Consider the following 19,020-nt stretch of genomic DNA (forward strand, 5'->3'; position numbering starts at 1 on the left):
AGCACCCCGCGCGTCAAACAGGCACCTTATACATTTGGGCGGGTGGATGACAAGGCCGCTGATGCGAACCCTGGGCTTCCTGCCCCCCTGAAGGCGAGCCGAAATGGTCTCGCAATGTGTCGCTACAACCTCATCAAATCGAAATACAGCGCCATCACCATCAAACCTCCAACCAAGGCCAAACCGATACGCAACCCGACAGCCTGGGCCCGCTCGGACACTGGCTTGCCGCGCACTACCTCGATCAAGTAGTAAACCAGGTGCCCCCCATCCAGCACCGGGATCGGTAGCAAGTTGAGAATGCCCAGACTGATCGACAGGTAGGCTAGGAAACCGATGAAGCTCTCCACACCGGTCCGCGCCGATTCGCCGGCCACTCGGGCAATGGTGATCGGTCCTGATAAATTCGACGGTGAAATCAGGCCAACGAACATCTTGCGAATGGCGTCCAGTGTCAATACTGACATTTCACCGGTCCGCGACAGTGACTGGCCAATGGCAGCCAATGGACCATAGCGTATCTCGCGGCGATACTCCTCCGGCCACTCCACCGGCTCGGCTCCCGCTCCGATATAGCCAACGGTGACCCCTTCGTCGATTTCATTACGCCTAGGGGTGAGGTCGACCGTTAAACGTTTCCCGTCACGCGTCACCTCCAGTGACAACGTTTCCCTAGGATTGGCTCGCACCAATTCGACGAATTGCATCCAGTTCTCGATGGGTTTGCCATTCACCGACAACACCTCATCGCCGGCCTGGAGACCAGCCTGAGCTGCCGCTTCACCATCGATCACCTGGCCGATCACTGCCGGGTAAGGAGGACGCCAGGGCGTTACCCCCAGACTGGGCAACGGCTGTGGTGGATCCTGATGTACCAGCCAGCCATCCACCGGCAAACGATATTCTCGTGCTTCGCTCGCTCCTTCGTTACGGGCACTCACACGTAATTCACCACTGGCACCGATGGCGGCCACCAGTTTGAGATTGATATCGTCCCACGAATGGACCGTCTCACCTTGCACGGCAACGATTTCCTGTCCCGGCTGAAGCCCCCCCTTGTCGGCTGGCGACTCTGGGGTCACGCTGCCAACCACCGGAGCAACGGTAGTAATACCAACGACGAACAGCAACCAATAGGCGACAATGGCCAGCAGGAAGTTGGCTAAAGGACCAGCCACGACGATGGCGATCCGTTGCCATGCATTCTTGCGGTTGAAGGCCTGGCCCAACTCTTCGGGAGCTACCGGCGCTTCGCGTTCGTCAAGCATCTTGACATAACCGCCCAAGGGAATGGCGGCTATGGCAAATTCAGTTCCATGGCGGTCGACGCGCGACCAGATCGGCTTGCCAAAACCTACCGAAAAACGCAGCACTTTGACGCCGCAACGCCTGGCGACCCAAAAGTGGCCGTACTCGTGGAAGGTGATCAACAGTCCCAATACCACAATCACCGCCAATACGTTCTGGATCACGCCCATGTTCAATCTCCTAGCCTAGCGACAGCGCTCCAGATAGCGCTCGGCTCGTTCGCGCGCTCGGCGATCCTCATCGAGAATCACCTCGAGTTCCGTGGCGGCTTGCAAGGATGAGGCATCAAGCACCCTTTTCACCACCTCGGCAATGCCAGTGAACGCCAAATCTCCTGTCAGAAAGGCCTCGACAGCCACCTCATTGGCGGCATTGAGCACGGCAGGGGCGGTGCCCCCGGCATCCATAGCCTGACGGGCCAGGCGCAAACAAGGAAACGCCGCCTCGTCGGGTGCCTGAAAATCCAACCGGGCCACTTGAAACAGGTCCAACGCTTCGACACCGGCTTCGATGCGCTCCGGCCAGGCCAAACCATAGGCGATGGGCGTTCGCATGTCAGGATTGCCCAACTGTGCAATCATCGAACCATCGCTATAGGCGACCATGGAGTGGATCACACTTTGCGGATGCACGACGACCTTCACCTGATCGGGTTTGGCGTCGAACAACCAGCATGCCTCAATCAGCTCCAGCCCTTTGTTCATCAAAGTGGCACTATCCACTGAGATCTTGCGCCCCATTGACCAGTTGGGATGCGCACAAGCCTGATCGGGTGTCACCGTCGACAGCTCGCTGGTCTCCCATCCCAGAAACGGGCCACCCGAAGCCGTCAGCAGCAATTGGCTGACCCCCATTCGGGCTAGCCCACCGCGGTGCTCAGCGGGTAGACACTGATAGATGGCATTATGTTCGGAGTCGATAGGCAGTAATACTGCCCGGTGGCGATCGACAGCCTCCATGAACAACGCCCCGGACATCACCAGCGCTTCCTTGTTGGCCAAGAGCACACGCTTACCGGCACGCACCGCGGCGAGCGTTGGCAGCAATCCGGCAGAGCCGACGATGGCTGCCATCACCACATCCGCATCATTGGCTGAGGCCACCTCGACCAGTGCTGACTCGCCAGCTCGTACTTCGGTTTCGTGGCCGGCATGACGCAGTTCGTCACGCAACCAGATGGCATCGCGCTCATGGGCCAGAACGGCCACCTGAGGACGATGGCGTAAGCACTGATCTCGCAAGATTTCACGGCGCGTCGAAGCGGTCAACGCGTGAATCCGGTAGCGCTCGGGATGTCGCGCCAGCACGTCAAGGGTGCTGGTACCAATCGAGCCGGTGGCGCCGAGCACGGTCACCGCCTGGCGGCGGTCAGAAGAACCAGTCATGTCGGATCTCGCATCACACATGAACACTTATACTCAGAGCCACAGCAGAGCGAAGACCGGCACTGCCGCCGTCAGACTGTCGATACGATCGAGCACGCCACCATGACCAGGCAACAGAGAACTGGAGTCCTTGATGCCACGCATTCGCTTGAGCATGCTCTCGAGTAGATCACCCAATACCGAGGACAGGGTGACAACTAGGGTAATGACTACCAACAACAATGACCGTCCCACGCCAAGTCCCTGCCATATGGCGAATACCAAGGCCAGGACAACAGTGGCCACCACCCCCCCCATGACGCCTTCCCAGCTCTTGCCGGGACTGACTCGGGGAGCCAGCTTGCGCTGACCATAGGCACGACCAGCGAAGTAGGCACCGGTATCAGCCGACCACACCAGCAGCAGTATGAACAACAGCCATTCGACACCATTATCGCGCAAGGTGATGAAACCCACCCAGCAGGGCAACAAGACCCATCCACCCATCGCCAATCGGCATATAGGCGCTTCCCACTGGCGTTGACGTTCGGGGTAGTGCATCACCCAGTAGAGGTTAGCCAACCAGCCGACAGCCCCGACCCACAGCGGCCAAGTGGAGTGCACAGCATCACTCATCCACAACAGCAACATGATCAGAGCTGCCCCCACGACCCCGCACCAACGAGTTCGCCAGGACTCGAATCCCGCCAGGTTGACCCACTCCCAAACTCCGACGAGAAGAACTCCTCCCGTGAACAGGGCAAAAGCAGCGCCTTGCAGTCCAAACAGCCCGGCAAGTGCCAGCGGCGCGAGTATCAATGCTGTTAGAACCCGCTGCTTAAGCACCCTGAGCCTCGATCTGCTCGTCAGTCATCCCGAAGCGGCGCTGTCGCCGACAGAAGTCCTCGAGGGCCAAATCAAAAGCATCACCATCGAAGTCCGGCCACAGCAAAGGCGAGAAGTAGAACTCGGCATAAGCCAATTGCCACAGCAGAAAGTTGGAGATCCGTTGCTCACCGCTGGTGCGAATACACAGGTCGACAGGAGGATCGTCGGCCAGGCAGATTTCTCGTCCTATGGCCTGCTCATCGATATCGCTGGCATGCAACTCACCGGCTTCGACCCGCTCGGCCAGATGGCGTGCTGCCTGGGTGATGTCCCAGTGCCCACCATAGTTGGCTGCAATTACCAGGTGTAAGCCACGATTGTCACGAGTGAGATGCTCGGCACGTGCAATGTACTGCTGGATAGACGATGGAAAGCCCTCGCGTGCACCGATGACCGATAAGCGGATGCCATGCTCGTGAAGCTTCTTGACCTCGCGCTTGAGCGCTATCAGAAACAGCTCCATCAATGCATTGACCTCTCCGACTGGCCGCTTCCAGTTCTCGCTGGAAAAGGCAAACAGCGTCAAGGTCTCGACATCGCGCTCGGCGGCGCGGCGAATCACGGAGCGGACGGCATCGACACCGGCTCGATGGCCACGCACGCCGGCCATCCCCCGGGCTCTGGCCCAGCGATTATTGCCATCCATGATGATCGCCACATGGCGTGGCGGCCCACAATGCGAAGATTCGCACTGACGGGACTTGGAAGACTGCGTTGACGTCATGGGGTCTCGCATGCAGTCGAGGTAGGCGGGCAACAGCGCCCGCTCAACCTCAGACCTGCATCAGGTCATGTTCCTTGGCTTCCAGAAGCTTGTCTATCTCGGCAATGTACTTGTCGGTCAGCTTCTGGATCTCCTCCACGGCACGATGCTCCTCGTCCTCGGAGATTTCCTTCTCCTTGAGCAGCGCCTTGATGTCGCCATTGGCATCGCGACGTACATTGCGCACCGCGACCCGAGCATTCTCGGTTTCACTACGCGCCTGTTTGATATAGCCCTTGCGCGTTTCCTCGGTCAGCATCGGCATCGGCACACGAATCACGCTACCGGCTGTCGACGGGTTCAGGCCGAGATCAGAGGACATGATGGCCTTTTCCACCTTGGGCACCATGCTCTTCTCCCAGGGCACTACCGACAGGGTGCGTGCATCCTCGACATTAACGCTAGCCACCTGATTGATCGGCATTTCGGAACCGTAGTAGTCCACAGTCACCGAGTCCAGCAGGCTGGTGTGCGCACGACCTGTGCGAATCTTGTTGAAGTTGGCATGCAGGGCGTCAAGGCTCTTCTTCATGCGCGATTCGGCGTCTTTCTTGATCTCGTTGATCACGGTTCTACCCTCTATCTATCAGCGTGCCTTCCTTGCCACCCACGACCAGATTCAGCAGCGCTCCCGGCTTGTTCATATTGAAGACACGAACCGGCATGTCATGGTCCCGCACCAGACAGATGGCGGTCAAATCCATGACACCGAGTTTCTGATCCAGCACCTCATCGTAGGTCAAGTGTTCGTACTTCACTGCATCGGCAAACCTGACGGGATCCTTGTCATAAACCCCATCTACCTTGGTAGCCTTGACCACCACATCGGCATCGATTTCGATACCACGCAGACAGGCCGCCGAATCCGTAGTGAAGAATGGGTTTCCGGTTCCGGCAGAAAACAATACCACGTCTCCAGAGGTCAGGTAGCGGATGCCGGTACGTCGATCGTAATGTTCGACCACGCCGCTCATCGGTATCGCCGACATGACCCGTGAACGGATATTGGAACGTTCCAGGGCATCACGCATGGCCAGAGCGTTCATCACAGTGGCAAGCATGCCCATGTGATCGCCGGTAACGCGATCCATACCGGCCTCGTTCAGTGCAGCGCCACGAAACAGATTGCCACCGCCGACCACGATACCCACTTGGACCCCAATACCGACCAACTGGCCGATTTCCAGCGCCATGCGATCAAGCACCTGAGGATCGATACCGAAATCGTGCTCCCCCATCAAAGCTTCACCGGACAACTTGAGCAGGATGCGTTTGTACTTCGACTTGGCGCCGCGCTCGGACTTGCTGCTGCGTTGCTCCGCGGTGGCGGGGTGATCGGAAGAGGATGGCATAGGCAGGTCTCCTTGACACGTCGACGGTAATTCTGGCGCTACAAACGGCGGCTGGCAAAACCACCAGCCGAATACGCGAAGGCGTGCGCTCTCGCGCACGCCATCACGAACCTGGAAGCTCAGACCTCAGCTGCGGCGAGCCTGTTCCATCACTTCCTTGGCAAAATCGACTTCTTCCTTCTCGATACCTTCGCCCACCTCGAAGCGCGTGAAGCCGATTACTTCACCACCAGCCGACTTGGCATAGTCCGCGACGCTCTGGTTCGGATCCTTGACGAAAGGCTGTTCGGTCAAGCTGTTCTCGGCCAAGTACTTCTTGAGGCGACCCTGGACCATCTTTTCGGCGATTTCTGCCGGCTTACCCGCCATGTCCGGCTGCGCCAGGATGATCGACTTTTCCTTGTCGAGCTGCTCCTGGGGCATGTCTTCGGGACGCGCCACGGCCGGATTGATGGCCGCGACATGCATAGCGACATCCTTGGCTGCTTCAGCAGTAGCACCCTTGAGCACGGTCAGCACACCGATTCGGCCACCATGGACATACTCGCCCACGCGGTTGCCATCACCGGCTTCGACCACGATCGCACGGCGTACGGAGATGTTCTCACCGATCTTCTGCACTAGTTGCTCGCGAGCTTCTTCCAACTCACCAGCCATGATGGCAGCCAGATCGTCTGACTTGTTGCTGAAAACCTTGGCCAGCACTTTCTCGGCAAAGGCTGTGAAGTTATCGTCGCGTGCGACGAAGTCGGTCTCGGAGTTCACTTCCAGCATCACCCCGTAGCTGCCATCTTCTGCAACACGAGTGACGACAGCTCCCTCGGCGGCGGTACGGCCAGCCTTCTTGGCGGCCTTGAGACCAGAGTTCTTGCGCAGATCCTCGATCGCCTTCTCGATATCACCACCGGCTTCGGTGAGTGCTTTCTTGCACTCCATCATGCCGAGTCCGGTACGTTCGCGCAGTTCCTTGACCTGAGAGGCGCTAATAGCTGCCATGATAATAACCTCTAGATTTGACGTCGGTATTCGGAGGGACTTGTCCCGCGAGCCGAGCGAGGGCGGCGGGGAAAGGGGGACCAACGCCCCCTTTCTCTCTACCCTGGCTACCGCAGCGGCTCAACATGGCGGTGCGACAGTCAGGATAGACGCACCGGTATCACTCGGCGACTTCGTTGCTCTCTGGGACTTCGACGAACTCGTCGGGACGACCTTCCTTCGCCTTGGCGCAAGCGTTGGCGATGGCCTGGACGTAGATCTGGATGGCGCGGATGGAATCGTCGTTACCGGGAATCACGTAATCGACGCCGTCCGGATCAGAGTTGGTATCAACCACACCGATGACCGGAATGCCCAGTTTGTTAGCTTCGTTGATAGCGATACGCTCGTGATCGACGTCGATCACGAACAGCGCATCAGGCAGGCCGCCCATCTCCTTGATACCGCCTACGGAGCGCTCGAGCTTGTCCTGCTCGCGGGTCGCCATGAGCACTTCCTTCTTGGTCAGCTTGTCGAAGGTGCCGTCATCGTGCATGGCTTCGAGTTCGCGCAGACGCTTGATGGAAACGCGAATGGTCTTGTAGTTGGTCAGCATACCGCCCAACCAGCGATGATTGACGAAGGGCATACCCACACGGGAAGCTTCTTCCTTGATGATCTTGCTGGCGCTGCGCTTGGTACCAACGAACATGATCTTGTTGTTGGAGGCGGCCATTTTCTCGACCACGCCGATCGCTTCGTTCAGCGCCGGCAGGGTGTGCTCGAGGTTAATGATGTGAATCTTGTTACGCGCACCGAAGATGTACTTGCTCATCTTCGGATTCCAGTACTTGGTCTGGTGGCCGAAGTGGGCGCCTGCCTTGAGCAGGTCACGCATATTGACTTGTGCCATGGATGACTCCTGAAACTATCGGGTTAGGCCTCCACACACCCCATGGATCCGACTGCCGGAGGTCAGCCGACAGCACCCGGGACCATGTGACGGTGCATGTGTGATTTCAAGGCGTTTCTAATCACGCACTTCACAGTATCGTCGCCGACGAAGTACCGCTCAACCGCGGGAAAGACGGCCGGTACAACGATTGCAGGAAAGCGCGCAGCTTTATACCATAGATCAACGCCAAGTTGAAGTCGCCCGCTCTCTTGTACCGCCCGCGACTGGCACCACCACCCCCAGATGTCGAGAATCCATGAACGTTCCCATCAAAACGCCCGACGAAATCGACAAGATGCGCGAAGCCGGTCGCCAGGCCGCCAGCGTGCTGGAAATGATCGCCCCCCACGTCCAAGCCGGTATCAGCACCGGCGAGCTCGACCGGTTGTGCCACGATTATATCGTTCACGAACTGGGCTCTACACCGGCACCGCTCAATTACCATGGTTTCCCCAAATCGATCTGCACTTCGATTAATCATGTGGTGTGCCATGGCATCCCCGATGACGCCAAGAAGCTCAAGAAAGGCGACATCATGAATATCGACATCACTGTCAAGACTGCCGACGGTTACCACGGTGACTCGAGCAAGATGTTCATCATCGGCGAAAGTATCCAGGGTGAACGGCTTTCACGCGTCACTCAGGAATGCCTGTACTACAGCATCGCCCAGGTCAGGCCAGGAGCCCGCTTATCCGACCTGGCGCGACCGATCCAAAGTCATGCCGAGGCTAATGGCTATTCGGTAGTGCGCGATTTCTGCGGTCACGGAATCGGCGCGGTCTTCCATGAGGATCCCCAAGTACTGCATTACGATGGTTACGCTCCGGAAGCCGATATCGAATTGGCCGAGGGCATGTGTTTCACCATCGAGCCGATGATCAATGTCGGCGGCTATCGCACCAAGGTGCTTCGCGACGGCTGGACGGCAGTAACCAAGGACAAGAGCCTCTCCGCGCAGTGGGAACACACACTGCTGGTCACCGCCAGCGGCGTCGAAGTGCTCACTGCCCGTGGCGAAGAAGACCTGTCGTTCCTTCACGGCTGACCATGCTACTGCACCATTATCGTTTCGTCCCCGACGAGAGCCTGTTTGATGTCGCGGCCCTGCGTGACTCCCTCCAGGGCCAGCGCTCATCCATCGCCTCCTTCAAGGAGGCGTTGCGCACCATCCAGGCACGCCTCGACGAGCGTTTTCGCGCCGGCGCCGACATCCGCGACCTGATACATGGCCGCGCCTGGTGCCTCGACCGCCTTCTGGAAATGGCCTGGTCACGGTACGCCTGGCCCGATGACGGCATTACCCTGCTTGCGGTGGGTGGCTATGGGCGTGGCGAATTGCACCCATACTCGGATATCGACCTCCTATTTCTACTCGAGAACGATGATGACACCCCGTACCGCGAGCCGCTAACCGATTTCATCACCTTCTTGTGGGACATCGGTTTGGAAATCGGCCACAGCGTGCGTTCACTGGCCGACTGCGAGCGTGAGGCCATGGCCGATATCACAGTCATCACCAACCTACTCGAGTCACGTACCCTGGCCGGCCCCGAATGGCTGCGCGAGGCCATGCAGGAACGCCTGTCTACAAATCGCCTGTGGCCCGCGGATCGCTTTTTCGAGGCCAAGTGGCAAGAACAGATTGCTCGCCACTATCGATACAACAACTCCGAGTATCACCTCGAACCCAACATCAAGAGCTCTCCCGGTGGGCTGCGCGACATTCAGATGATCGGCTGGGTAGCCAAGCGCCACTTCGGCAGTCAGCGCTATGAGGATCTGGTGGCCAACGGTTTCATGAACGATGCCGAACTGCGCATCCTGAGCCAAGGCCAAGCATTTCTGTGGCAAGTGCGCTATGCCTTGCACATGCTCACCGGACGCGCCGAGGATCGTCTTCTGTTCGACCATCAGCGCACCATCGCCGAATTGTTCGGCTACCGAGACACTCCCGAGCGGCTGGCTGTCGAGCAGTTCATGAAGCGCTACTACCGGCATGTCACGGCCCTCGCCGGCCTCAACGACATGCTGCTACAGCACTTCGACGAGGTGATCCTACGCGGCGACGAGAAGCTCGAGACCAGGCCTCTCAATGACCGTTTCGAAATCAAGGGCGGTTACATCCAGGCTCGCTACCCACGAGTTTTCCATCATCGCCCTTCGGCGCTGCTGGAGCTGTTCCTGTTGATGGCCCAACATCCCGATATCGAAGGAGTACGCGCCTCTACCATCCGCCTGATCCGCGACAATCGCCATCGCATCGACGACCTGTTTCGCGACGATGTCCGCCACCAGAGCCTGTTCATGGAATTGTTACGCTGTGGCGGCAACGTCGCTCGCCAGTTACGGCGCATGAACCGCTATGGCGTGCTCGGCAAGTACCTGCCGGAATTCGGCCAGGCGGTAGGGTTGATGCAGCACGACCTGTTCCACATCTATACCGTCGACGCTCATACCCTACGTCTGCTGAAATTCATACAACGTTTCCGCGAACCCGAAGGGCGCGGAGACTTCCCGGTAGCAGCGGTTCTGGTGCACCAACTACCCAAACTCGAACTACTGTGGATTGCCGGCCTCTATCACGACATCGGCAAGGGGCGTGGTGGCAATCATTCGATTCTTGGTGCCCTAGATGCCGAAGCATTCTGTGAACGCCATGGATTATCGCCCCACGATACCCGGCTGGTGAGCTGGTTGGTGGAAAACCACTTGCTGATGTCGAAGACTGCTCAGAAGCGCGACATCTCCGACCCTGACGTGATTCGCGAATTCGCCACCCAAATGCGCGACGAAGTCCATCTCGACTATCTCTACGTGCTGACCGTGGCCGATATCAATGCCACCAACCCATCACTATGGAATGGCTGGCGCGCCTCGCTGATGCGCCAGTTGCATACCGAGACCAAGCGCGCCCTGCGGCGGGGTCTGGAAAATCCGTTGGACCGCGAAGACTGGGTACGCGAGACCCGCCAGGAAGCACGTGGCCTACTTGCCACCGTCGGTGCCGACCTGGCCAAGGTAGACCAACTGTGGGAGTCGCTCGGTGAAGACTACTTCCTACAGTATGCGCCCAGCGAAATCGTGTGGCAGACTCAAGGCATCCTGGCGCATGGCGACTCGCCGCTGCCGCTGATTCTGATCAGCGCCCCCACCGAAGACATGGCAGAAGGTGGCACCAAGGTATTCATCCATACCCGTTCAGTGGATGACTTGTTCGCCGCTACAGCGGCAGCCATGGAACAACTTGGCCTGTCGATCCACGATGCGCGTATCGCGACTTCCAGCAACGACCGGACGCTCAACACCTTCATCATTTTGGACGACGAAGGCCAGCCGATACGCGATCGGGAACGACTTGCCGATATTCGGCGCTATCTGGTGGAAGAACTCGACGATCCAGACGACTATCCGCAAATCGTTACCCGCCACACCCCGCGCCAACTAAAGCATTTCAAGGTTCCCACTCAAGTGGTGATCGAACAGGACCCGGCCAACGAGCGCACCATGCTCGAACTGGTGGCCCCCGACCGACCTGGCCTGCTGGCCCGAGTGGGGCGCATCTTCATGGAACAGGACATCGCGCTGTCAACGGCCAAGATCGCCACTCTGGGTGAACGCGTTGAAGACGTGTTTTTCATCACCGACAAGCAAGGCCGACCGCTGACCGACCCCGAGCGCCAGCAGCGTTTGCGTGAGCGGCTGACCGAGGTGCTCAGTGTCTAGGCTTCATCTGAAACGTCGACGAGCGATGGCCTGGTAGCTTTTGAACGAAGCCGAAATTTGAGGCCCCAGGTGGGCTTCCCTATAATCGCCTGCCTGAACATCACACGCGGCACGGTGCCAAGGGCGCTGTCCCCCGATAACGACAAGCGCCTCGGCAAGGCGCAGCCAGGACACTCATGAACCCCGATCTCGACGCCTTGAAACCTTATCCCTTCGAGAAACTCGCCGCCCTCAAGGCTGGCGTGAAGCCCCCCGAGGCGCTTGGGCATATTCCGCTGACCATCGGCGAGCCTCAGCACGCGCCGTATGCAGCGGCACTCGAGACGCTGCACAGGCATCAGCATGAGATGGCGCGTTACCCCGCCACTGCCGGTTTGCCGGAACTGCGCCGAGCGATTGCTGCGTGGGCAATGCGACGCTTTTCGCTACCGGGGCTCGACCCCGACACCCAAGTGCTGCCGGTCAACGGCACCCGCGAGGCGATCTTCGCCTTCGTCCAGGCAGCACTCGATCGCACCCGCGCGGCGCGGGTCGCCATGCCCAATCCCTTCTATCAGATCTACGAGGGCGCCACGCTGCTAGCTGGCGGCGAGCCACTGTACCTCGACTGCCATGCAGAAAATGGCTTCCGTTCAGACATCAATGCGGTGAGCACGGATACCTGGCGTAATGTGCAGATCGTATTCGTCTGCTCACCGGGCAACCCCACCGGTGCAGTCACGCCACTCGAGGATTTCACACGCCTGATCGAACTAGCCGATGAGTTCGATTTCATTGTCGCCTCCGACGAGTGCTACTCCGAGCTCTATCTCGACGAAGCCGCTCCACCGCCAGGGTTACTCGAGGCCTGTGCCCAGCTTGGTCGTCACGACTATCGGCGTTGCCTGGTGTTTCACTCGCTGTCCAAGCGTTCCAACCTGCCGGGATTGCGCTCGGGCTTCGTCGCCGGCGACGCCGCGCTGATCGCTCCCTTCAAGCGCTACCGCACCTATCACGGTTGCGCCATGTCACTACCGCTGCAGCATGCCTCCGTCACCGCCTGGCAGGATGAGAGCCATGTACGTGCCAACCGCGATGCTTATCGCGAGAAGTTCGCTGCGGTCACCGAAATCCTCTCACCGGTGATGGCGTTCCCGACGCCAGAAGCCAGTTTCTACTTGTGGCCAGCAATCCCCGGCGGTGACGATGAAGCCTTTACCCGCGACCTGTATGCGGAGGAACATGTCAGCGTACTACCCGGTCGCTACATGTCGCGGGATGGTACCGATGGCAGCAACCCTGGTGCGGGGCGGGTGCGCCTGGCACTGGTCGCCGAGGTCGAGGCCACTGTCGAGGGTGCCCGGCGTATCCGGCGCTTCCTCGAACGTCGCTGAAGGAGTCACCATGTATACCTTGTATGGCATCAAGAATTGCGATACCTGCCGCAAGGCGCGTAAAGCCCTGGACAGCAAAGACGTTCCTTACCGCTTTCACGACCTGCGCGAGGATGGGCTTTCGGCAGACCTGATCGAGCACCTTCTCGAACGCATTCCCTTGATGACCTTGCTCAACAAGCGCAGCACCACTTGGCGTAACCTCGATGCCCTCAACAAGGACGACATCGATGCCAACAGCGCCCGCTCGCTGATGCTGGAACATCCAACACTAATCAAGCGCCCGTTGCTGGATACCGGCAATGGCTTTCTCGTCGGCTATCGAGACAGCGATTACGACAAGTTGACGGGCTAGCCCTTTCCCTTTAATCATCCCAGAGGATATTCCCCATGCTGAGCTTCGCACTCGGAATCGGTACCCAGAACACCCAAGGCGACTGGCTGGAAATCTATTACCCCACACCGCTACTCAACCCCCAGGCCAGCCTGGTAGAAGCCGCCAAGAAGGCCCTGGACGCTCCCGAAGGCAATGCCGCGGTGAGCTTCCTGCCCGAGCACTGCAGTGGACTGGCCCAAGCGTTTCGCAATGCGGGCCATACGGAACAGGCTGAGCTTGCCGAGCTCCTGGCCACTAGCCAACGGCCACTGGTGGCCATGTTCCTGGAAAGCGACCACCCCCCCGAGTCGGCTCCAGAGGTCTATCTCAAGTTGCACTTGTTGTCACATCGCCTGGTCGAGCCCCACGGCATCGATCTGACCGGCATGTTTGGCCTGTTGCGCAACGTGGCCTGGACCAATGAAGGCGCCATCGATATCGAGGAGCTGCCATCGCGTCGTCTCAAGGCACGCCTGGAGGGCCGCACCTTGTCCGTGGACTGCGTCGACAAGTTCCCCAAGATGGCTGATTATGTGGTACCCAATGGGGTACGTATCGGCGACGCTGCACGCGTACGCTTGGGGGCCCACCTTGGGGAGGGCACCACCGTCATGCACGAAGGCTTCGTCAACTTCAATGCCGGTACTGTCGGCCCCGGCATGATCGAAGGACGTATCTCCGCTGGAGTGGTGGTCGGCAAGGGTTCTGACTTGGGCGGTGGCTGCTCGACCATGGGCACGCTTTCCGGTGGCGGAAACATGATCATCAAGGTCGGCGAAGGTTGCCTGATCGGTGCCAATGCCGGCATCGGCATCCCGCTGGGTGACCGCTGCACCGTGGAGGCCGGTCTCTACATCACTGCTGGCGCCAAGGTCACCCTGCTCGACGATCAGGGCCAGGAAGTCAAGACCGTGGCCGCTCGTGAGCTGGCCGGCCAGAGCGACCTGCTGCTGCGACGCAACTCGCAGACCGGGCGTATCGAGTGCCTGACCAACAAGAGCGCAATTGCGTTGAACGAGGCGCTGCACGCCAACCAATGAACGACCGCTGGTACCTGCTCCGGCAGGTATCACTTCCCACGTCATCCAGGACCCCGCATGCCAATGCCCGAGAATGACCCACACGAGAACGCTACACTCTCCTCGACCCTTCAACTTGCCATGGAGTTGATGCGTCGACCTTCGGTGACCCCAGATGACGTTGGATGTCAGGAATTGATGATTGAGCGCCTCGAACGCTTGGGCTTTCACATCGAGCGACTGCCGTTTGGCGATGTCGAGAACTTCTGGGCAGTTCGAGGCCATCACGGGCCGGTACTGGCTTTCGCCGGTCACACCGATGTGGTACCCAGCGGGCCGGACGTACTCTGGGAGTACCCTCCATTCGAGCCACGTATCGACGACGAGGGCATGCTTTGTGGCCGCGGCGCTGCCGACATGAAGGGTAGTCTAGCGGCAATGCTCACCGCCGTGGAGCGATTCGTGACCGCTCATCCCGATCACGACGGCAAGATCGCCTTCCTGATCACTTCCGACGAAGAGGGGCCGGCGATCGACGGCACCCGCGCGGTGGTTGAACATCTGCGGGAAACACATGAACGCCTGGATTATTGTATCGTCGGCGAGCCCTCCTCCACCAACGAACTGGCTGACACGATCAAAAATGGGCGACGTGGCTCGCTTGGCGGTGTACTGCATGTCAAGGGCATACAAGGCCACGTGGCCTACCCTCATCTGGCGCGCAATCCCATTCATGAGACCGCCCCCGCCCTGGATGCTCTGGTACGTGAGCACTGGGACGGCGGTAACGCTTTCTTCCCCGCCACCAGTTTCCAGATCTCCAATATCCGCTCGGGCACCGGCGCCACCAATGTGATCCCTGGCGAGTTGGAAGTCATCTTCAACTTCCGCTATTCCACCGAAGTTACCTACCAACAATTACAGGAGCGCACTCAGGCAATCCTCGACGCCCACGGGCTCGACTACCGGCTCGACTGGACGCTCAATGGCGAACCCTTCCTGACCGCTGAGGGCGAGTTGGTGGCAGCATCACTGGCTGGCGTCGAGGAAGTGCTGAGACAGCGCCCGGAGCTGTCAACGGCCGGCGGCACTTCCGATGGCCGCTTCATTGCCACGCTAGGTGCCCAGGTGGTCGAACTGGGGCCACTCAACGCCACCATCCACAAGGTCAACGAACGGGTCCGCGCCGCTGACCTGGACACTCTGAGCGATATATACGAAGCCATTCTCAGGCGCTTGTTCGCTTAAGTCACCCCGAGGTTATCATGCAGCGCTACCCCGATATCGAAATCTACCTGGCCAAGGTGTCACACGAGGCGCTGAACGTCTGGTTGGCCGAACGATTGGATGCGCCGCCCTTGCAGAAGGTCGGTAAGGGTAAGGCGCGTACTACCGGGTACGGAGATGGTCGTCGTATTCCCGTACTACTGGTGGAGCAGGCAGCGGAAGGCTACGCTAGCTTGTGGTTCGACAGCGACGCCACGCCTTGGCCTAGGGACGTGGACTGCGCCCGCGAGGCCGCCCAGCGGTTAAGCTGTGAAGTGCGCTGCTCGCTGGGCGGCTGGCAACCCGGCGACGACCCCGACCGCTTCTGGCAGGTACTGCCTGATGGAAGCGAAGGCGCTATCGATTGGCCAGACTCGGGACAATAGGCCATAACGACAGCGCCCCGCATGAGGCGGGGCGCTGTCTGGCATTAAAAACGAACTAGGTGATCACCGTGACATCATCGGCTTGAAGCCCGCGTTCGTTCTCGATGACGTGATAACGCACCTTCTGCCCCTCGGCCAGAGTGCGATGTCCTTTGCCGCGAATGGCACGAAAATGCACGAAGACGTCCTCACCGCTATCGCGGGTGATGAAACCATAACCCTTGTTGACATTAAACCACTTGACCTCGCCAATCTCGCGATCATCATCCTCGACTTCGGCTAGAGTGGCCAATTTAGGGGTCAACATATTGACCGCCAGAGTGGCGATCAGCAGCGGCACGAACACCGCCACCGCGACGGCCACATAGATGACGGCCACTCCACTCGGTTCAAGAGTGGCAAACAGCTCTCGGGATAATGTCCTCCCGGTGAACGAGATGAACAGAGCGATCAACAATGGAGCAGGAGCAGCGAGTAACAGACTGATAAGACTACAACGAAGCAAGACCTTACGATTCATGGACCTCGAGTTCTCTTGTGATGGCAATGGATAAACGATCATGACGAATGCCCACCAGCGCTTATGCCTCGGGGCGTCGATCTACTTAGTGAAGGTGTCGCGATGAACGGCAACACACAACCCGACGATTCTAGCATGACAAAGGACGACTCGCTCACCCACCATCAGACACGGCTCGACGAATTGGAGAGCCGTATCGCTTATCAGGAACATTGGCTGGATAGTTTGGATCGGGCCGTTGCCACCCAAGAGAAGCGGCTGGCTCAACTGGAAAGGCTGAGCGAGCTGATGCAACAGCGTCTGCGCGACCAGCAACGTGCCATGCAAGACGACGACCATGGTGCCGGCTTTCGGCCTGAGGACGAAGTTCCACCGCATTATTGATGGAAGAGGAAGAGGAAGAGGAAGAGGAAGAGGAAGAGGAAGAGGAAGAGGAAGAGGAAGAGGAAGAGGAAGAGGAAGAGGAAGAGGAAGAGGAAGAGGAAGAGGAAGAGGAAGAGGAAGGCAGTATCTCGCTTTTCCTTCCCTCTTCAAGGCGCGTAGCGCCGTTCTTCGACCTTTTTTCTTAAAGCTGCGAGCAGCGTTCTTCCATCTTCCAGGCGCGGAGCGCCGCTCTTCCAGCTTCTAGCTCAATTCATCTAGATAGCGCTCAGCGTCGAGTGCTGCCATGCAGCCGCTGCCGGCCGAGGTAATCGCTTGACGGTAGACGTGATCCATGACGTCGCCACTGGCAAAGACGCCTGGCACACTCGTAGCGGTGGCGTTGCCTTCCAGCCCCGAGCGCACTTTGATATAGCCACCGGCCATATCGAGCTGACCTTCGAAGATCCCAGTGTTGGGGGTGTGCCCGATGGCGATGAACACCCCAGGCGCGGGGAGCTCCTTGGTGCTGCCATCCTGGGTCGACTTGAGACGCACGCCGGTGACCCCGGTATTATCACCCAGCACCTCATCCAAGGTGTGGTTCCATTCCACTTCGATGTTGCCGTTCTCAACCTTGTCGAACAGCTTATCCTGCAGAATTTTCTCAGCCCGCAAGCTATCGCGGCGGTGAACCAAGGTCACCTTGGATGCGATGTTCGACAGGTAAAGCGCCTCTTCTACAGCCGTATTGCCGCCACCTACCACCACGACCTCTTGATTGCGGTAGAAGAAACCGTCGCAGGTGGCACAAGCCGAAACCCCCTGCCCCATGAACGCTTGCTCGGAGGGCAACCCCAGATAACGAGCACTGGCTCCGGTCGCAATGATCAATGCATCACAAGTGTAAGTGCCGTTGTCCCCTTTGAGGGTGAAAGGCCTCTGGCGCAATTCGACTTCATTGACATGATCGAACAGCACCTCGGTATCGAATCGTTCGGCATGCTTGCGCATGCGTTCCATCAGCTCAGGCCCCTGTACACCAGCATCATCACCAGGCCAGTTGTCGACGTCGGTGGTCGTCGTCAGTTGGCCACCGGCCTGCATACCGGTGATCAGCAGCGGTTTGAGGTTGGCACGGGCAGCATAGACGGCAGCCGTATAGCCGGCCGGACCGGAACCGAGAATGATCAGGCGTTCGTGGCGCACTTCGCTCATGGGATGGAAACCTCATAACTCAAGCTGACGAAAAGGCTGCGGTGACCCCAGCGGCCCTGTGGCATGGCTTTAACGCAAATCCATGCCACAAAACCCTGCATATAATCATTGTAACCCGGCTTGCCATACTGATCGCAACGAAAGAGGCGGCCCCGCGGGCCGCCTCTGGAAGTACCGAAAACTTACAGGCCCTGAGAGTGGGCACCCAGGTACTTGGCAACGCCTTCCGCATCCGCCTGCATGCCTTCCTGGCCCTCATCCCAGCCTGCCGGGCAGACTTCACCATGCTTCTGGTGGTGCTTGAGAGCCTTGACCATACGCAACATCTCATCGACGTTACGACCCAGCGGCAGGTTGTTCACGACCTGATGCTGGACCACGCCATTCTCGTCGATCAGGAAGGAGCCGCGCATGGCGACACCGGCTTCCGGATGCTCGATGCCGTAGGCCTGAGTGATCTCATGCTTGACGTCGGCAACGATGGGGAAGCCGACTTCACCGATACCGCCCTTCTCCGGTGAGGTCTTGCGCCAGGCGTAGTGGGTGAACTGGGAGTCGATGGAAACCCCGATTACTTCGGCACCGAGTTCCTTGAACTGGGCCAGACGGTTGTCGTGGGCGATGATTTCGGACGGACAGACGAAGGTGAAATCCAGCGGCCAGAAGAACAGCACGCGCAGCTTTCCGTTGCTGTCGGACAGCTTGAAGTTCTCGACGATTTCACCATTTCCCAGGACAGCAGCGGCTTCGAAATCCGGGGCTTGACGACCAACCAGTACGCTCATGCAGATCTCCTTTGAGATTGAGAGGTTTTGTGAGTGATGAAAACGGGCTCTAGACTAAAGTCAATGTCTAGGATACCGCAATTTAATAAGCCCAATCGGCAATATAGTCAGTGGCTATCCTACCATGGGCACGTGACCGGAAAATGAACGAGCCGACGTCATTTCTTCAAGGGACATCGTCATCACGGCTCAAGGTCACGTCTTCCAGTTCGCCGTTGTGCGGCGATACTGCAATCAGTACCTGGATGGGCGCACAACAGCGCGGGCAGTCTTCCCAGGTCTGATGACTTCCCTGACTGGCATCCACCAGCAGGTCGAATTCGGTGCTGCAATAAGGGCAGTACACCAACCGTGAGGCCAACATTTCCTCATGCATGCTGCGCTCC

Annotated in this window: 21 protein-coding genes; 9 read left to right on the top strand and 12 right to left on the bottom strand. The window is 58.8% G+C overall.

Annotated elements, in window-relative coordinates; translation table 11 throughout:
* Window positions 1-122: 122 nt before the first annotated feature.
* The 8 genes from rseP to rpsB form a co-directional block, all read right to left on the bottom strand.
* Window positions 123-1,478 (bottom strand): sigma E protease regulator RseP, encoded by a 1,356-nt coding sequence (gene rseP, locus L861_RS15100; protein WP_016417341.1) that lies wholly within the window; start codon window positions 1,476-1,478, stop codon window positions 123-125.
* A gap of 15 nt (window positions 1,479-1,493) precedes the next feature.
* Window positions 1,494-2,693: a 1-deoxy-D-xylulose-5-phosphate reductoisomerase gene (gene ispC / locus L861_RS15105; protein WP_016417342.1), complete on the bottom strand. Its 1,200-nt coding sequence runs from the start codon at window positions 2,691-2,693 to the stop codon at window positions 1,494-1,496.
* A 33-nt stretch (window positions 2,694-2,726) separates the two neighbouring features.
* Window positions 2,727-3,518, bottom strand: a complete 792-nt coding sequence (locus L861_RS15110; protein ID WP_016417343.1) for a phosphatidate cytidylyltransferase — start codon at window positions 3,516-3,518, stop codon at window positions 2,727-2,729.
* Entirely contained in the window at window positions 3,511-4,284 is a 774-nt protein-coding gene (gene uppS, locus L861_RS15115; protein WP_027948115.1) for a polyprenyl diphosphate synthase, read from the bottom strand. The genes L861_RS15110 and uppS overlap by 8 nt, the downstream gene beginning before the upstream one ends.
* A gap of 49 nt (window positions 4,285-4,333) precedes the next feature.
* Complete coding sequence (gene frr / locus L861_RS15120; protein WP_016417345.1) at window positions 4,334-4,891, bottom strand: ribosome recycling factor; 558 nt, start codon at window positions 4,889-4,891, stop codon at window positions 4,334-4,336.
* Window positions 4,892-4,895: 4 nt separating this feature from the next.
* Window positions 4,896-5,675, bottom strand: a complete 780-nt coding sequence (gene pyrH / locus L861_RS15125) for a UMP kinase (RefSeq protein ID WP_016417346.1) — start codon at window positions 5,673-5,675, stop codon at window positions 4,896-4,898.
* Window positions 5,676-5,801: 126 nt separating this feature from the next.
* The gene (tsf, locus tag L861_RS15130) at window positions 5,802-6,671 is read right to left on the bottom strand and encodes a translation elongation factor Ts (RefSeq protein WP_016417347.1); all 870 of its coding nucleotides are present in this window, start codon (window positions 6,669-6,671) and stop codon (window positions 5,802-5,804) included.
* 160 nt (window positions 6,672-6,831) lie between these two features.
* The gene (rpsB, locus tag L861_RS15135; RefSeq protein WP_016417348.1) at window positions 6,832-7,563 is read right to left on the bottom strand and encodes a 30S ribosomal protein S2; all 732 of its coding nucleotides are present in this window, start codon (window positions 7,561-7,563) and stop codon (window positions 6,832-6,834) included.
* A 298-nt stretch (window positions 7,564-7,861) separates the two neighbouring features.
* Here rpsB and map point away from each other — a divergent pair, with 298 nt between their 5' ends.
* The 7 genes from map to L861_RS15170 all read left to right on the top strand — a co-directional run bounded on the left by map (window position 7,862) and on the right by L861_RS15170 (window position 15,751).
* A complete protein-coding gene (gene map, locus L861_RS15140) occupies window positions 7,862-8,653 on the top strand; it encodes a type I methionyl aminopeptidase (RefSeq protein ID WP_016417349.1) in 792 nt (263 codons plus the stop codon).
* A 2-nt stretch (window positions 8,654-8,655) separates the two neighbouring features.
* A complete protein-coding gene (locus L861_RS15145) occupies window positions 8,656-11,331 on the top strand; it encodes a [protein-PII] uridylyltransferase (RefSeq protein ID WP_016417350.1) in 2,676 nt (891 codons plus the stop codon).
* A gap of 176 nt (window positions 11,332-11,507) precedes the next feature.
* Window positions 11,508-12,704: a succinyldiaminopimelate transaminase gene (gene dapC, locus L861_RS15150; RefSeq protein WP_016417351.1), complete on the top strand. Its 1,197-nt coding sequence runs from the start codon at window positions 11,508-11,510 to the stop codon at window positions 12,702-12,704.
* Between the two features lie 10 nt (window positions 12,705-12,714).
* Window positions 12,715-13,059 carry an ArsC family reductase gene (locus L861_RS15155; protein ID WP_016417352.1) on the top strand — a complete coding sequence of 115 codons (345 nt, stop codon included), beginning with the start codon at window positions 12,715-12,717 and terminating at the stop codon, window positions 13,057-13,059.
* A gap of 35 nt (window positions 13,060-13,094) precedes the next feature.
* Window positions 13,095-14,120: a 2,3,4,5-tetrahydropyridine-2,6-dicarboxylate N-succinyltransferase gene (dapD, locus tag L861_RS15160; RefSeq protein ID WP_016417353.1), complete on the top strand. Its 1,026-nt coding sequence runs from the start codon at window positions 13,095-13,097 to the stop codon at window positions 14,118-14,120.
* A gap of 57 nt (window positions 14,121-14,177) precedes the next feature.
* Window positions 14,178-15,347 carry a succinyl-diaminopimelate desuccinylase gene (gene dapE / locus L861_RS15165; protein WP_035568436.1) on the top strand — a complete coding sequence of 390 codons (1,170 nt, stop codon included), beginning with the start codon at window positions 14,178-14,180 and terminating at the stop codon, window positions 15,345-15,347.
* Window positions 15,348-15,364: 17 nt separating this feature from the next.
* Window positions 15,365-15,751 (top strand): hypothetical protein, encoded by a 387-nt coding sequence (locus L861_RS15170; protein WP_016417355.1) that lies wholly within the window; start codon window positions 15,365-15,367, stop codon window positions 15,749-15,751.
* 55 nt (window positions 15,752-15,806) lie between these two features.
* Here L861_RS15170 and L861_RS25245 read toward each other — a convergent pair whose 3' ends face one another.
* Window positions 15,807-16,271: a cold-shock protein gene (locus tag L861_RS25245; RefSeq protein WP_016417356.1), complete on the bottom strand. Its 465-nt coding sequence runs from the start codon at window positions 16,269-16,271 to the stop codon at window positions 15,807-15,809.
* Between the two features lie 135 nt (window positions 16,272-16,406).
* Here L861_RS25245 and L861_RS15180 point away from each other — a divergent pair, with 135 nt between their 5' ends.
* Together L861_RS15180 and L861_RS24805 are read left to right on the top strand one after the other, a co-directional pair.
* Window positions 16,407-16,655, top strand: a complete 249-nt coding sequence (locus L861_RS15180) for a SlyX family protein (RefSeq protein ID WP_027948116.1) — start codon at window positions 16,407-16,409, stop codon at window positions 16,653-16,655.
* Window positions 16,655-16,840, top strand: a complete 186-nt coding sequence (locus tag L861_RS24805; RefSeq protein ID WP_016417358.1) for a hypothetical protein — start codon at window positions 16,655-16,657, stop codon at window positions 16,838-16,840. Before L861_RS15180 ends, L861_RS24805 begins: the two co-directional genes overlap by 1 nt.
* A gap of 55 nt (window positions 16,841-16,895) precedes the next feature.
* Here L861_RS24805 and trxB read toward each other — a convergent pair whose 3' ends face one another.
* From trxB to L861_RS15200, 3 genes are all read right to left on the bottom strand, one after another.
* Window positions 16,896-17,849 carry a thioredoxin-disulfide reductase gene (gene trxB, locus L861_RS15190; RefSeq protein ID WP_016417359.1) on the bottom strand — a complete coding sequence of 318 codons (954 nt, stop codon included), beginning with the start codon at window positions 17,847-17,849 and terminating at the stop codon, window positions 16,896-16,898.
* A 182-nt stretch (window positions 17,850-18,031) separates the two neighbouring features.
* Entirely contained in the window at window positions 18,032-18,634 is a 603-nt protein-coding gene (locus L861_RS15195; protein ID WP_016417360.1) for a peroxiredoxin, read from the bottom strand.
* A 166-nt stretch (window positions 18,635-18,800) separates the two neighbouring features.
* Window positions 18,801-19,010 (bottom strand): zinc ribbon domain-containing protein, encoded by a 210-nt coding sequence (locus L861_RS15200; protein WP_016417361.1) that lies wholly within the window; start codon window positions 19,008-19,010, stop codon window positions 18,801-18,803.
* Window positions 19,011-19,020 lie beyond the last annotated feature (10 nt).

It is taken from the genome of Litchfieldella anticariensis FP35 = DSM 16096 (assembly GCF_000409775.1).
Lineage (GTDB): Bacteria > Pseudomonadota > Gammaproteobacteria > Pseudomonadales > Halomonadaceae > Litchfieldella > Litchfieldella anticariensis.